The sequence below is a fragment of the Nocardiopsis deserti genome (assembly GCF_008638355.1).
Lineage (GTDB): Bacteria > Actinomycetota > Actinomycetes > Streptosporangiales > Streptosporangiaceae > Nocardiopsis > Nocardiopsis alborubida.
Genome location: NZ_ML703350.1, coordinates 336,432 through 349,541, shown reverse-complemented (window position 1 = coordinate 349,541; position 13,110 = coordinate 336,432). Strand labels below are relative to the sequence as shown.

Below are 13,110 nucleotides of genomic sequence, written 5' to 3'. Positions count from 1 at the left end.
GCGGTGCCCGTGTCCCCTGGGGACGCGGGCACCCTTGTGTGTCCCCGCGGTGCTATCCGCACGCCGCTCGGGAGGGGTCCCCGAGGCGCGCGGCGGCGAGCCGGTTGAGGGACACGTGCTGTTCGGCCGCTTCGAGGGCGAGCTGGCGGTGCAGCTCGGGCGGGACCCGGACCACGAACCCGCCCGAGTACGGCCGGTCCGCGATCGCCCTCGGCGGCTCCTCCCCGTCCGAGGAGAGCATGTCCTCGACGACCTCCAGGGTCAGCCGCTGAATGCCCTCGAAGGCCTCGTTCCGTCCGGGTGCGAGCCAGGACAGTGACGGTAGTTCGGCGACGGTACCGACGTGGCACTCGTCCTCGGCCGACCAGCGGACTCGGTAGGCGTAGTGGTCTGCGACGTTCACGGTCGCCCCTCCTGCTCTCCCAGTGTGTCGCTCGCACGCGTTCCAGGTCTGTGAACCGTACCGCCGGACGGCCTACCCTCCCTGCCATGGCACAGCTGCGCGACATCGTGTTCGACTGCCGACACCCCGCCTCACTGGCCCGCTTCTGGGCCGCGGCCCTGGACGGCTACGCGGTGGCCCCCTACGACGAGGAGGAGTTGGCACGCCTCGCGGCCATGGGTGTGCCCGGCCCCGAGGGGGACCCCTCAGTTCTGGTGGAGGGGCCGCCCGGCGCTCCGAGACTGTTCCTCACCCTGGTCCCCGAGCCCAAGGAGGCCAAGAACCGCCTCCACCTGGACCTCGTGGGGGACGCGGCCGAGGTGGAGCGGCTCGTCGCCCTGGGGGCGAGGGTCCTGGCCCGGCACCCGGAGTGGACGACGCTGACCGACCCCGAGGGCAACGAGTTCGACGTCATGCACGGCTGAGGACAGGGGTCGGCCCCGGGACGCGTGGGTGGCGGTCCGGGGCCGGGTCAGGGACATCCCCGATAGCTTCCTGGCCGTGCGTGCTAGATTCTGGCCATGCGGTCAAAAAATGAACCAGGTGGACAGAAGCGGTCCTTCATCGAGGAGGCCCGCAGGGCGCAGATCACCGCGGCGGCGGTCGAGACCATCGCCGAGGCGGGTTACCCCAACGCCTCCCTGGCGCGGATCGCGCGCACGGCCGGGATCAGCAAGGGCGTGATCTCCTACCACTTCGCCGGAAAGGACGAGCTGATGGACCAGGTGGTGACCGACGTTTACACCGAGATCGCCGAGTCCGTCTTCCCCGGCATTCTGGAGCAGACCAACGCCGCCGACATGCTGCGCGCCCACGTGCGCGGTGTGGCCGAGTACGCGCTGTCCCATCCCGAGCGCATGGCCACGCTGGCGCAGATCTTCACCCACGCGCGCAAGGCGGACGGCACCCCGCGCTACGGGGCGTCGGAGGCCGACGTCCTCTACGAGTCCCTGGAGGGCCTGTACCGGTCCGGCCAGGAGAGCGGCGAGTTCCGCGACTTCGACGTGCGGGTGATGGCGGTGACCCAGCAGACGGCGATCGACGCGATGTTCGCCTACTGGAGCGCCCACCCCGGCCACGACCTCATGGCGCACGCCCACGAGCTGGGCGAACTGCTCGTGCGCGCCACCCGCGCCGACCGCCCACCACCCCCGAACGACTGACGAGGACACCATGACGCAGCACGCCAGCCCACCGCTTCTCCCGGACCCCGCGCCACCCGCGCGCGGGCGCCTGCACCACGTCGACAACCTGCGGGTCGCGCTGACCGTACTGGTCGTGCTGCACCACGTCGCGCTCACCTACGGCAACATCCCGGTGTGGTTCTACCTCGAACCGGCCCAGGACCCCTCCGGCGGCCTGCTCGACCTGTTCGTCTTCCTCAACCAGACCTACTTCATGGGGCTGTTCTTCCTGCTCGCGGGCTACTTCGTGCCGGGGGCGGCCGACCGCCGGGGCGGGCGCGGGCTGGTCCGCGAGCGCCTGGTGCGCCTGGGCGCGCCCTTCCTGCTGTTCGTGCTGCTGGTCCGCCCGTTCGTGATGATCCCCAACTACGCGCCCGCCGTCGAGATGTTCGCGGCCGAGGGCGGCGAACTGCCGTTCTGGCTGTTCCTGGTCGTGACCTACGATCCCGGTCCCATGTGGTTCGTGGAGGTCCTGCTGGTCGTGACCCTGGCCTACGTGGCCGTGCGGAGCCTGCGCGAGCGCCGCGTCCGGCAGACGGGCGCGGTGGTCGAGCCCCCCGCGCGCCCCGCCGACACCGCTCCGCTGCGCTGGGCGGTGCCCGTCGCGGCCCTCACCCTGGGCCTGGCCCTGGTCACCTTCGCCTGGCGCTACCTGGCCCCGGCCCCGTACTGGCCGGTCGTGGGCCTGCCCAGCCCCGGCTACCTGCCCCAGTACGTCACCCTGTTCGTCCTGGGCGTGCTGGCCTACCGGGGCAACGGGCTGACCCGGCTGCCCGGCGCCGCCGGATGGTGGGGCACGGCCCTGGCCCTGGCGGGCCTGGTGGCGGGGGCAGCGGTCACTGTTCTGCTGGGCGAGGCCGCGCAGGTCCCGGGCACGTGGCAGGCGCTGGCGCAGGTCACGGCCGAGTCGGTCCTGGCTGCGGGCGCGGTGCTCACGCTTCTGGTGGGCTTCCGGCGCTTCGCGAGCGGGAGCACCCGCCTCACGCGCTGGCTGTCCGACAACGCCTTCGCCGTGTACGTCCTGCACCCGCTGGTGCTGGTGGGACTGGGCGTGGCCCTGAGCGGCTGGGAGGCCAGCGCGCTCGTGAAGTTCCTCGGCGTGGGGGCGCTCGCGGTTCCGGCCTGCTGGGCGCTGGCCGCGGCGGTCCGGGCGCTTCCCGGGGGCCGGCGGATCCTCTGAGGGACCGGTCGGGGCCCGCCTCCGCGAAAGCCGGAGACGGGCCCCGACCCCCGTGCGCGCCGGGCTAGGGTCGGAGCGCAACCGACACGAAGGGACCGTGGTGACCAGCCAGAAGGAACGCATGCTCGCCGGTGAGCTCTACCAGGCGGACGACCCCGACCTCCAGGCCGACCTCGTCCGGGCGGAGAGGCGCGCGGAGGCGTTCAACAACGCCTCCGTCGACGACCCGGCCCGCCGGAAGCTCCTGGCCGACCTGGTGGGCGAACTCGGTGAGGACGCCTGGGTCCGGCCGCCGCTGCGGGTGGACTACGGCTCCATGATCAGCATCGGCGCGCGCACGTTCGTCAACTGCGGCGCGGTGATGCTGGACGTGGCCCCGATCAGTATCGGCGCGGACGTGCAGATCGGCCCGAACGTGCAACTGCTCACCCCCACCCACCCCGTGGACCCCCAGCAGCGGCGCGACAAGTGGGAGGCGGCCGAGCCGATCACCATCGGCGACAACGTGTGGCTGGGCGGCGGGGTCATCGTCTGCCCGGGCGTGACGATCGGGGAGAACACCGTGGTGGGTGCCGGAGCGGTGGTCGTGCGCGACCTGCCCGCCAACGTGGTGGCCGTCGGCAACCCGGCCCGCGTGGTGCGCCACATCTGACCACCCTCCGGTCGCAGGGGCGGTCCCGGGCCGTCGCCGAGGGCCGCCGCGACCAGAGCGCCGAGGCACTGTACGAGCTGGTCGGGAAGCCCGCCCGGGCATCCTGACCAGCGCGTACGGAAAACCGTCCCCCGGCGTGGCGCTACCGAGGGCGACCGCGCGGCCGCCCCTCACTCCCCGCCCTGGAGGCGCTCCAGGTTGTCCTCGCCCCACGCGCCCAGCGCGTTCAGGGCGGGAAGCAGCGACCGGCCGAACTCGGTGAGGGAGTACTCCACCTTGGGCGGAACCTGCTGGTGGACCTCCCGGTGCACCAGACCGTGCGACTCCAGTTCCCGCAGCTGGAGGATCAGCACCCTCTCGCTGATGCCCTCGACCGTGCGGCGCAGCTCCCCGAAGCGCAGCGGCCCCTCCTGCAACCACCACAGGATCAGCCCCTTCCACTTGCCTCCCATGACGTCGACGGCCGCGTCGAGTCCGCAGCTGTAGGCACGTTTGGACACCTCTGCTCCCTCCACTGACACAAAAGTAAGTACCCGTCCCGGATATCAGTACCCGACAAAAATATCGGTACTTGTAGGAAAGTATGCGCTGCCCCCAGCATGGGAGCGGGCCCGGGGGCACACCGCTCCGGAACCCGCGTACACGGATCCAGCAGGACGAGAACTGGGGAGAGCGGCATGGCGGAGGAACACCGCACGGCGGTGACCGTGCTCGGGCTGGGACTGATGGGATCGGCGCTGACCCGGGCGTTCGTCAGGGCCGGGCACCCGACGACCGTGTGGAACCGGAGCGCCGACAAGGCCGCGCCCCTCGTCGCCGAGGGAGCCGTGCACGGACGGACCGTCGCGGAGGCGGTCGCGGCAAGTCCGCTGGTCATCGCGTGCCTGAGCACCTACGAAGCCACGATGGAGGCGCTGGAGCCGGCGGCCGACTCCCTGAGCGGCCGCGCGCTGGTCACCCTGAACTCCGGCACGCCGGTCGGGGCGCTGGCCATGGAGGCGTGGGCGACCGGCCGAGGGGCCCGCTTCCTGGACGGGGCGGTCAAGAACGTGCCCACGGCCGTGGGCTTGCCGGACACCCTCCTGTACTACGGCGGCGACCGCAGCGTGTTCGACGAGTACGGGCAGGTCCTGCGGGTCCTGGGCGGGGACACCGTCCACCTCGGCGACGAAGCCGACCTCGCCGCCCTGTACGAGACGGCCGTCGGCGCCACCCTCCTGCCCGCGCTCCTCGGATTCTTTGAGGGCGCGGCGCTGGTCCGGGACCGCGGCCTCGACGCGGGCACCCTCGTGCGCTACTCCGGCAAGTGGCTGGAGATGATCGCCTCCGTCCTGCCCCACTTCGCGCGGGAGATCGACAGCGGCGACTACACCGACCCGATCTCCACGGTGGGTACCTTCCACGAGGGGATCGCCCACGACCGGGAGATGGCGGAGGAGGGGGTTGTGGACACCTCCTGGCGCGCGCCGATGGACGACCTCCTCGAACGGGCCGTCGCCGAGGGCCGCCGCGACCAGAGCGTCGCGGCGCTGTACGAACTACTCAGGAAGCCCGCCCGGGCATCCTGACCAGCGCGCACGGAAAACCGTCCCCCGGCGTGGCGCCACCGGGGGACGGGGTCTGCGGCGGCGGTGCGGCCCCTCTCGGGAGGCGCCCGCCCGGGGTGCGGGGAGGGCTCCGACCGGAGCCCTCCCCGCGGCTTCCCTAGGACATCGCCTGTCCGGCCGGAACCGCCTCGGAGTCGTCCGTGGCGAACTGGGTCCGGTACAGCTCGGCGTAGCGGCCGCCCCGGGCCAGCAGTTCGGCGTGGGTACCGCGCTCCACGATCCGCCCGGCCTCCACGACCAGGATGGCGTCGGCGGCGCGCACGGTGGAGAGCCGGTGGGCGATGACCAGCGCGGTCCGCCCCTCCAGGGCCTCGGCCAGGGCTGCCTGCACCGCCGCCTCGGAGGTGGAGTCCAGAGCAGAGGTGGCCTCGTCGAGGATGACCACCTCGGGACCGGCCACCAGCAGGCGGGCGATGGTCAGGCGCTGGCGCTCCCCGCCGGAGAAGCGGTACCCGCGTTCGCCGACCACCGTGTCCAACCCGTCGGGCAGGGCGGCGACGAGCCGGTCCAGACGGGCGCGGCGCAGCGCGTCCCACAGCTCCTCCTCCGTGGCCTCCGGCCGGGCCAGCGACAGGTTGGCGCGCACGGTCTCGTGGAACAGGTGCCCGTCCTGGGTGACCATGCCCAGGGTGGCGCGCACCGACGCGAAGGACAGGTCGCGCACGTCCGTCCCCGCCAGGCGCACGGCGCCGGAGTCCACGTCGTACAGGCGCGGGGCCAGCTGGGCGATGGTGGACTTGCCCGCACCGGAGGAGCCCACCAGGGCGACCGTCTGCCCGGGTTCGATCCGGAAGGACACTCCGTGCAGGACCTCGCGCTGCTCGGCGGTGTCCAGGACGGCGACCTCCTCCAGGGAGGCCAGCGACACCCTGTCCGCGGAGGGGTAGGCGAAGGAGACGTCGTCGAACTCCACCGACACCGGTCCCGCGGGGACCTCGCGGGCCTCCTCCCGCTCCTCCACCAGGGGCCGCAGGTCCAGGATCTCGAAGACCCGGCTGAAGCTGACCAGGGCGCTCATCACCTCCACCCGGGCGCTGGCCAGGGAGGTGAGCGGGGCGTACAGGCGGGTGAGGAGCATGCCCATGGACACCACGGTGCCCGCGTCCAGGCGGCCGGTCAGGGCGTAGAACCCGCCCAGGCCGTAGACCAGGGCCAGGGCGAGCGCGGAGACCAGGGTCAGGGCGGTGAAGAAGACCTCCTGGACCATCGCGGTGCGCACGCCGATGTCGCGGACCCGTCCGGCGCGGCGGGCGAACTCGGCCGACTCCTCCTCGGGGCGGCCGAAGAGCTTGACCAGGGTGGCGCCGGGCGCGGAGAAGCGCTCGGTCATCTGGGTGCCCATGGCGGCGTTGTGGACGGTGCGTTCGCGCTCGATCCTGGCCAGGCGCGCGCCCATGCGGCGGGCGGGCACCACGAACAGCGGCAGCAGCACGAGTGCGAGCAGGGTGATCTGCCAGGACAGGGCGAGCATGACGCCCAGGGCCAGGACCAGGGTGACCAGGTTGCTGAGCACTCCGGAGAGCACGTCGCTGAAGGCGCGCTGGGCGCCGATGACGTCGTTGTTGAGGCGGCTGACCAGGGCGCCGGTGCGGGTGCGGGTGAAGAAGGCGACCGGCATGCGCTGGACGTGGTCGTAGACGGTGGTGCGCAGGTCCAGGATGAGCCCCTCGCCGACCCGGGAGGAGAGCCAGCGCACCACCAGCCCCAGGGCGGCTTCGAGGACCGCGACGGCGGCGATGAGCCCGGCCAGGAACAGCACGGGTTCCAGCGGGCCGCCGTCGGTGATGGTGGTGACGACCCGTCCGGCCAGGAGCGGGGAGGCCACGGTCAGGACGGCGGTGACCACGCTCAGGGCCACGAACCAGACCAGCTGGCGCGAGTGGGGCCGGGCGAAGGAGGCGATCCGGCGCAGGACGGGCAGGGAGAAGGGGCGCTGGTCCTCGCGGGCGTGCATCGCGTGGTACATGGAGTTCCACGCGGCCATTTCCATACTCATGGTCGTCCACCGGCTCTGTCGGGGTTGATGTCATGAACCGTAGAACCTCAACAAATATTGAGGTCAAACCCCGGCCCACCCGTCACCCGCCACCGCCCGGAGGCCGCTGCGCGGGGAAGTGGTACACCCTCAACGGACACCTGCGGCGCAGAACCCTCCCCCCGTCACCCGCCACCGCCCGGGGCCGCCGCGCGGGGAAGTGGTACACCCTCAACGGACACCTGCGGCGCAGAACCCTCCCCCCGTCACCCGCCACCGCCCGGGGCCGCCGCGCGGGGAGGCGGCGCTCGCGGCCAACGCCTGTGAACCGCGCTCCGTGACCGGAACCGGACCCCGTACGCCTCTTCTACGGCGGTCAGCGCTCTGGTAGAACGACCCGGTGGACCCTCAAGGCCTCCTCTCGCTTCTCCTCCTTGTCCTCTTCTCCGCGTACTCGCTCCACTCCGGCTCCAAGGACCTGTCGGCGGCCCTGCGGTCCCGGCGGGAGACCCGTCTCCTGGACCGATCCGGCGTGCGCGCGCGGGGAATCATCACCTCGGTGCACCCCCTCACCCGAAGCCTCCGCGGCCACACCGTCACCGTGGCCTTCCAGGACGTCCACGGCCGGGAACGGGAAGCGGTCGACACCTCCGGGCTGGGCGGCTACCTCGTCCGCGAGGGCACTCCGGTCGAACTGCTGCACTCGCCCGGGGACCCGCGGCTCGTCCGGGTGGAGAGCGCCGCCCTCCCCGGCCCGGCGACCGGCCACTACCCGCTCCGGCCCGGGCGCCGCCCCGGCGGCGGAAAGGCGATCGCCTCCGCGGTCCTGTCGATGCTCGCCGTGCCCGCCTTCACCGCGGTCGTCGTCGCGTTGGCCCTGACCATCGGGGACGGCGGCGGTCTCTTCCGGTACCTGCCGTTCCTGTTCACCGTCGTCGGCCTCGGCATGCTCCTCTCCGTGACCGTGTCCGCGGTGCGCGACCGCGCGGGCGGCCGGGGCTACACCGGAGAGGCCGTCGGGACCGTCACCGACGCCTGGAGGGAGGCCAGCAACGCCACGGTGAACCGCCGCCGCGTGTACACCCACCCGTTCACCGTGCACTTCTCGGCCGGTGACGGGCGCGAGGTGCACCGCCGCTACCGCCGCTCCAGCACCTCCTACCGCCCCGCCGCGGGACAGCACGCGCGGGTCAGGTACGACCCCGGGGCTCCGGCGCGGTTCTCGGTTCCGGAGGCCCACACGTGGGGGTGCGGACCCCGCGCGATCATGGTCGTCATCGGCCTCGGCTTCGTCTTCACCGGAACGTTCGTCGGCCTCATGTTCCTGCTGTCGGCTCCCCTCTAGCCGGGTGAGCGGTTCCGTGGGCCGTCCTGCCCCGAACGGCGCGGCTGCACGGCCCCGCAGGGCGGCCGCGCCGACGGAGGGGAGGATCCGCGCCGCCGGGCCTCGCGTCACCGCGGCCGCACCGGCCCCCGGGGCTCCCCGCGCGCCCCGCGGTCAGGGCGCTGACGGCGTTGGCGGCCACCACCGCCCCGATCGCCGCCCAGTCCGGACCGTCCAGCTCCTGGCCCAGCACCACCAGCCCCGCCAGGGCGGCCATCACCGGGTGCACGCTCATAAACAGGCCGAAGAAGCGGGCCGGGACCCGGCGCAGGGCGAACAGGTCCCCCAGGAACGGCACGGTCGAGGACAGCACTCCCGCCGCCGCGGCGCAGGCCAGGGCGGCAGGGGTGGGCGGGTGGTGCACCAGCACCCACACCCCGACCGGCACGAACATCAGCGCGGAGACCCCGGCGGCCGCGGCCGAGCCCTCGATGCCCGCCACCCGCCGCCCCACCGTGCGGTTGAGCAGGATGTAACCGGCCCAGCAGGCGGCGGCCACCAGGGCCAGCGCCATGCCCACATGGTCGCTGCTGGGCTGCGGGCGCATCAGCACGGCCACCGCGCCCCCGGCCGCCAGGGCGCACCCCAGGTCCACCCACCGGCGTGAGGCGGCCAGTGCCACGGTCAGGGGCCCGAGGAACTCCAGGGTCACAGCCAGGCCCAGGCCGATCCGGTCGACGGCGAGGTACAGGGTCAGGTTCATGGTCGCGAAGACCACCGCCATGGACAGCACCGGCCACCACTGCGGCCAGGTCAGGGAGCGCAGCCGAGGACGTCCCAGCGACATCAGCACCAGTCCCGCGACCCACTGACGCACAGCCACCACACCGGCCGGGCCGATCACCGGAAAGGCCAGCGCGGCCGTGGAAGCGCCCAGCTGATTGGACATCCCGCCGCACAGCATCACCAGCGTTCCGGCCAGTCGCCCGCGGGCGCCCGGGTCCGCTCCGGAGGCGGCCGTCTGCCGCACCGTTCCCGTCGAGGTCTCCATGGGGCGAGCATGCGGCCCGGCGGCGCATACGCAAAATGCATGCGGCAGGCCGTCTATACGCTGTGCGTATGGACATGGAGCTGCGTCACCTGCGCTGTCTGGTCGCCATCGTCGACACCGGGAGCTTCACCGACGCCGCCCTCGAACTGGGCACCTCCCAGGCGGCCGTCTCGCGCAACCTCGCCGCCCTGGAACGCTTTCTGGGCGTGCGGCTGCTGCACCGCACCAGCCGCGACGTGGCCCCCACCACGGCGGGCGTGCAGGTCCTGGCCCGGGCACGGGCGGTGCTGGCCGAGGCCGACAACCTGGTGCGCGAGGCCAGCACCGGGCACAGCCGCCTGCGCCTGGGGCACGCGTGGTCGGCCGTGGGCCGCCACACCGCCGAGTTCCAGCGGCTCTGGGCCGCCCGCCACCCCGACGTGGACCTGCATCTGGTACGGACCAACTCGCCCACCGGCGGGCTGGCGGAGGGGCTGTGCGACCTGGCCGTGGTCCGCGCCGCCTTCGACGAACGCCGCTTCGACAGCGCCCTGGTCGGGTGGGAGCGCCGTTACTGCGCGATGGCCTCCGACGACCCCTGGGCCCGGCGCCGCTCCATCCGCCTGGCCGAGATCGCCGACCGCCACGTGCTCGTCGACCGCCGCACGGGCACCACCACCGCCGAACTGTGGCCCGAGCGGGCGCGCCCGGTCCTGGAGCACGTCAACGACATCGACGACTGGTTGGCCGGGATCGCGACCGGGCGCAGCGTCGGGATCACCGCGGAGAGCACCGTGACCCAGTACCGGCGCGACGGCATCGCCTTCCGCCTGGTGGGCGACGCCCCGCGCGTCCCGGTCCGGGTGCTCTGGCGGCGCCACGACCCGCACCCGGCCACCTTCGCGGCCGTGGCGCTGCTCTCGAACCTGTACGGGGAGCGGAAACGGTCCTGAGCGGCGCGGTCACGCGGATCCGGCCGGTGCCGCGTGCGGTGGCCGTTGACGACGCCGCCGCCCGGCCCCCACGGGGCGGGCGGCGGCGGGGACACGCCGGGCCGCGGATCTCACGCGCCCGTGGCCACGGGCGCGGTGTTCGGTCCGTGGTACTGCGCCTGTCCGTGGTACCGCGCGGGCTGCACGGGCTCCTCGTGTCGGGGCGCCGCGGTGTACACGCCCACGTGGGGGTCCTCGGGGGACAGCAGCAGGGCGCGGCCGAGCGTGGCCTGGGCGTGGGCGCACGCGCGCGCCACCAGGGGCAGGGTGAGGGCGAACAGCACCCCGGCGAGCATGTGCACCACCGTGGTCGCCAGCACCGGGGACTCGGGCACCAGGTAGGTGCCCACGTCGGTGTAGCCGGGGATGGTGTACAGCGACCAGCCCCACAGCGGCTGGAGCAGCCCGGCCAGGGCGCCCGCCCACCAGGTGACGGTGAGGCAGAAGCCGACCACGGCCACGGGCAGGAGCACCAGCGCGTGCAGGGCGTCCAGCCAGCTCTGCGGGCAGGCCAGCGGGGTCAGGGTTCGGCGCAGGGGACCGGCTCCGGGGGCGGGGGAGCGGTAGGGGCGTCGCACCACCGGTCGGCGTCCGAGGTCGGCCAGGCGGATGCGTTCGACGTGGGCGAACCCGCGTGCGGCGTACAGGGTGCCCGTCATCAGGAACAGGCCCGCCACGGCGACGGCGGTGCCCGCCCCGGCGGCCAGGCCCGTCAGGACGACCACGAAGGCGATGAGGGCCGTCGGCAGGCCCAGGAGGGTGTAACGGGTGTCGGCCAGGAGTCGGGCGACGGGGTTGCGGGTCGTGTCCATGGCCCCGAAGTTACGCCCGTCCGAGCCCGGAGTCAGGGCGGTACGGGTGCGGGCCGGGGGTGGTGCTGGCTCCACCCCGCGTCGGCGCCGCCGCGCCGCGGGTTCCGGTCACAGGCCGCCCAGGAGTGCGGCGGCCTCGAAGGTGACGGGCCCGAAGCTGACGCTTCCGTCGAAGAGCCCCGCGAGCCACAGCCCGTGCCGCAGGACCAGGAAGCCGACGATGCCGATGATCCAGCCCATGGCCTCGCGGGAACCGGACTCGACCTTGGCCCGCCAGCGCTCCATCCGGGGCCGCAGTCGCTCGCCGAAGGCGCGGTGGACCAGGTAGAGCAGGATCGGCGGCAGCACCATGACGACGTTGTATGCGGCGAGCAGGGGCACCCAGGCCGCGGCGGAGAGCCCGGCGGTGGTCATGATGCCGATCGCGCCGAAGTAGGGCAGCGCGGTGCCGCCCTCCAGCAGGCCGGTGGCCAGGCCCAGCGCGACCATGGCGCCGGTGCGCAGCGAGGCGGGCCTGCGCTGCTGGCGCGGCCCGCTCGGCATGAACAGGGCGTAGGCGAGCATGCCCCCGCCCAGCACCACCATCGCCCAGCCCAGGACGGGGCTGTCGGCGAGGTCGTCCAGGGCCTCGAACACGAAGCCGAGGCCGAGCATGAGCGCGCAGCCCAGGGCGAAGTAGAAGGCGGCGACGGTGCCCAGGTAGGCGAACAGGGGACGGGCCACAGACCGCGCCCCGCTGAGTAACACGTACAGCGAGACTCCGATGGTGGCGGGGCTCAGGGTGTCCAGCAGCGCCAGTCCGGCGACCGGTAGCAGCACTTCCAGGGACGGCATCGGGTTCTCCCCCGCTCTCGTTTTCACACACCTGTGTCAAATAAAATAACACAGGTGTGTTAGAAAGGGGAGGTGCCCAAGATCGTCGACCACGAACAGCGCCGCCGGGAGCTGGCCGAGGCCCTGTGGCGGGTCATCGCCGAGTCCGGCCCGGCCGCCGTGTCCATCCGCTCCGTCGCCGCCGAGGCGGGCTGGTCCCCCGGAGCCCTGCGCCACTACTTCCAGACGCGCGAGGACCTGCTCGTCTTCGCCATGAACCTGTCCGAGGAGCGCGTCACCGCGCGCGTGACGGCCCTGAACGGCGCCCAGTCACCGGACACCCCGTTCCTGGACCGCATGGCCGAGTACGCCGAGCAGCTCCTGCCCCTGGACGCGACCCGCCGCGCGGAGTACCGCGCCTGGGAGGCCGCCGGGCTGCTGGGGGAGTACGACCGCGACCGGGAACAGCACTGGAACAGTCAGCGCAGGCTCTACCGGCTCCTGGTCGGCGCCCTCACCGGGCAGCCGGTGGACGACCCCTTCCGACCACACCCCGACCCGTGGGTGGAGGAGTGGTCCGGATACCTGCACACCCAGGTGGACGGGCTCGCCCTCCAGCTGATGGTCACCCCGGGCATGAAGGGCCCCGAGGAGGCGCGACGGGAGCTGCGCGCCTTCCTGGCCCGGGCCGAGGAGGCCTGGCGGTACCGCGGGGGCTCCTGAGCGGTCGGCAGCCGGGGAGCGCGGGTGGCCGGGCGGCGGCGCCCGGTGGGATTCTCCGCCGGGCCCTCGCAGCCGTCCCCGGCCGCGCAAGGGTCAACAGCCCCCTCCTCCGCCGCCGTCACCACCCCCGCCGGACCCGCCTTCGCCGCCGCCCCGGTGGCCGCTGTCCGACCGGCTGCCGCCGTAGCGGAAGTCGTCGACGATGGAGACGACACAGACGGCCAACGGGATCACACCGACGACGACGATGGCCACCACCGCCAGGAACACGTCGAGAACGCTCACCCCCGTATCCTCCCCGCGTGCGGCGCGCGGTACCTCAGAAGCACCGCCCGGGCCGGAGCGTCAGACCAGCCAGAGCCCGTCGCACATCAGC

General features: G+C 73.2%; 15 protein-coding genes. 8 read left to right on the top strand and 7 right to left on the bottom strand.

Annotation, left to right across the window (positions count from 1 at the left end; translation table 11 throughout):
• Positions 1-52 precede the first annotated feature (52 nt).
• Complete coding sequence (locus FYW99_RS08915; RefSeq protein ID WP_150251539.1) at positions 53-403, bottom strand: type II toxin-antitoxin system HicB family antitoxin; 351 nt, start codon at positions 401-403, stop codon at positions 53-55.
• An 86-nt stretch (positions 404-489) separates the two neighbouring features.
• Between FYW99_RS08915 and FYW99_RS08910 the strand changes: the two genes are divergently transcribed.
• The 4 genes from FYW99_RS08910 to FYW99_RS08895 all read left to right on the top strand — a co-directional run bounded on the left by FYW99_RS08910 (position 490) and on the right by FYW99_RS08895 (position 3,458).
• Positions 490-867: a VOC family protein gene (locus FYW99_RS08910; RefSeq protein ID WP_150251538.1), complete on the top strand. Its 378-nt coding sequence runs from the start codon at positions 490-492 to the stop codon at positions 865-867.
• A 96-nt stretch (positions 868-963) separates the two neighbouring features.
• Positions 964-1,605, top strand: a complete 642-nt coding sequence (locus FYW99_RS08905; RefSeq protein ID WP_150251537.1) for a TetR/AcrR family transcriptional regulator — start codon at positions 964-966, stop codon at positions 1,603-1,605.
• A gap of 10 nt (positions 1,606-1,615) precedes the next feature.
• Entirely contained in the window at positions 1,616-2,806 is a 1,191-nt protein-coding gene (locus FYW99_RS08900; RefSeq protein WP_150251536.1) for an acyltransferase family protein, read from the top strand.
• 97 nt (positions 2,807-2,903) lie between these two features.
• Positions 2,904-3,458 (top strand): sugar O-acetyltransferase, encoded by a 555-nt coding sequence (locus FYW99_RS08895; protein ID WP_150251535.1) that lies wholly within the window; start codon positions 2,904-2,906, stop codon positions 3,456-3,458.
• A gap of 170 nt (positions 3,459-3,628) precedes the next feature.
• Here the strand turns inward: FYW99_RS08895 and FYW99_RS08890 are convergent, their stop codons facing one another.
• Positions 3,629-3,958: a winged helix-turn-helix transcriptional regulator gene (locus FYW99_RS08890; RefSeq protein WP_150251534.1), complete on the bottom strand. Its 330-nt coding sequence runs from the start codon at positions 3,956-3,958 to the stop codon at positions 3,629-3,631.
• 177 nt (positions 3,959-4,135) lie between these two features.
• On the opposite strand from FYW99_RS08890, the gene FYW99_RS08885 reads away from it, so the two are divergent.
• Positions 4,136-5,026: an NAD(P)-dependent oxidoreductase gene (locus FYW99_RS08885; RefSeq protein ID WP_150251533.1), complete on the top strand. Its 891-nt coding sequence runs from the start codon at positions 4,136-4,138 to the stop codon at positions 5,024-5,026.
• Between the two features lie 136 nt (positions 5,027-5,162).
• On the opposite strand, the gene FYW99_RS08880 is transcribed toward FYW99_RS08885, so the two are convergent.
• A complete protein-coding gene (locus FYW99_RS08880) occupies positions 5,163-7,061 on the bottom strand; it encodes an ABC transporter ATP-binding protein (protein WP_223838875.1) in 1,899 nt (632 codons plus the stop codon).
• 379 nt (positions 7,062-7,440) lie between these two features.
• Here FYW99_RS08880 and FYW99_RS08875 point away from each other — a divergent pair, with 379 nt between their 5' ends.
• The gene (locus FYW99_RS08875) at positions 7,441-8,385 is read left to right on the top strand and encodes a DUF3592 domain-containing protein (protein WP_150251532.1); all 945 of its coding nucleotides are present in this window, start codon (positions 7,441-7,443) and stop codon (positions 8,383-8,385) included.
• On the opposite strand, the gene FYW99_RS08870 is transcribed toward FYW99_RS08875, so the two are convergent.
• Complete coding sequence (locus FYW99_RS08870) at positions 8,357-9,415, bottom strand: EamA family transporter (RefSeq protein WP_150251531.1); 1,059 nt, start codon at positions 9,413-9,415, stop codon at positions 8,357-8,359. The genes FYW99_RS08875 and FYW99_RS08870 overlap by 29 nt on opposite strands.
• A gap of 68 nt (positions 9,416-9,483) precedes the next feature.
• On the opposite strand from FYW99_RS08870, the gene FYW99_RS08865 reads away from it, so the two are divergent.
• Entirely contained in the window at positions 9,484-10,347 is an 864-nt protein-coding gene (locus tag FYW99_RS08865) for a LysR family transcriptional regulator (protein ID WP_150251530.1), read from the top strand.
• A gap of 110 nt (positions 10,348-10,457) precedes the next feature.
• Here FYW99_RS08865 and FYW99_RS08860 read toward each other — a convergent pair whose 3' ends face one another.
• Positions 10,458-11,198 (bottom strand): sensor domain-containing protein, encoded by a 741-nt coding sequence (locus FYW99_RS08860; RefSeq protein WP_150251529.1) that lies wholly within the window; start codon positions 11,196-11,198, stop codon positions 10,458-10,460.
• 108 nt (positions 11,199-11,306) lie between these two features.
• Positions 11,307-12,032, bottom strand: a complete 726-nt coding sequence (locus FYW99_RS08855; RefSeq protein WP_150251528.1) for a GAP family protein — start codon at positions 12,030-12,032, stop codon at positions 11,307-11,309.
• Between the two features lie 72 nt (positions 12,033-12,104).
• Between FYW99_RS08855 and FYW99_RS08850 the strand changes: the two genes are divergently transcribed.
• On the top strand, positions 12,105-12,734 hold the full coding sequence (locus FYW99_RS08850) for a TetR/AcrR family transcriptional regulator (protein ID WP_150251527.1): 630 nt from the start codon (positions 12,105-12,107) through the stop codon (positions 12,732-12,734).
• A gap of 93 nt (positions 12,735-12,827) precedes the next feature.
• On the opposite strand, the gene FYW99_RS08845 is transcribed toward FYW99_RS08850, so the two are convergent.
• The gene (locus FYW99_RS08845; protein ID WP_150251526.1) at positions 12,828-13,019 is read right to left on the bottom strand and encodes a hypothetical protein; all 192 of its coding nucleotides are present in this window, start codon (positions 13,017-13,019) and stop codon (positions 12,828-12,830) included.
• Positions 13,020-13,110 lie beyond the last annotated feature (91 nt).

Coding starts and splice junctions, on each gene's coding strand:
- FYW99_RS08910 (WP_150251538.1), top strand. CDS start 490: ATGGCACAGCTGCGCGACATCGTGTTCGACTGCCGACACCCCGCCTCA.
- FYW99_RS08905 (WP_150251537.1), top strand. CDS start 964: ATGCGGTCAAAAAATGAACCAGGTGGACAGAAGCGGTCCTTCATCGAG.
- FYW99_RS08900 (WP_150251536.1), top strand. CDS start 1,616: ATGACGCAGCACGCCAGCCCACCGCTTCTCCCGGACCCCGCGCCACCC.
- FYW99_RS08885 (WP_150251533.1), top strand. CDS start 4,136: ATGGCGGAGGAACACCGCACGGCGGTGACCGTGCTCGGGCTGGGACTG.
- FYW99_RS08880 (WP_223838875.1), bottom strand. CDS start 7,061: ATGAGTATGGAAATGGCCGCGTGGAACTCCATGTACCACGCGATGCAC.
- FYW99_RS08870 (WP_150251531.1), bottom strand. CDS start 9,415: ATGGAGACCTCGACGGGAACGGTGCGGCAGACGGCCGCCTCCGGAGCG.
- FYW99_RS08865 (WP_150251530.1), top strand. CDS start 9,484: ATGGACATGGAGCTGCGTCACCTGCGCTGTCTGGTCGCCATCGTCGAC.
- FYW99_RS08860 (WP_150251529.1), bottom strand. CDS start 11,198: ATGGACACGACCCGCAACCCCGTCGCCCGACTCCTGGCCGACACCCGT.
- FYW99_RS08855 (WP_150251528.1), bottom strand. CDS start 12,032: ATGCCGTCCCTGGAAGTGCTGCTACCGGTCGCCGGACTGGCGCTGCTG.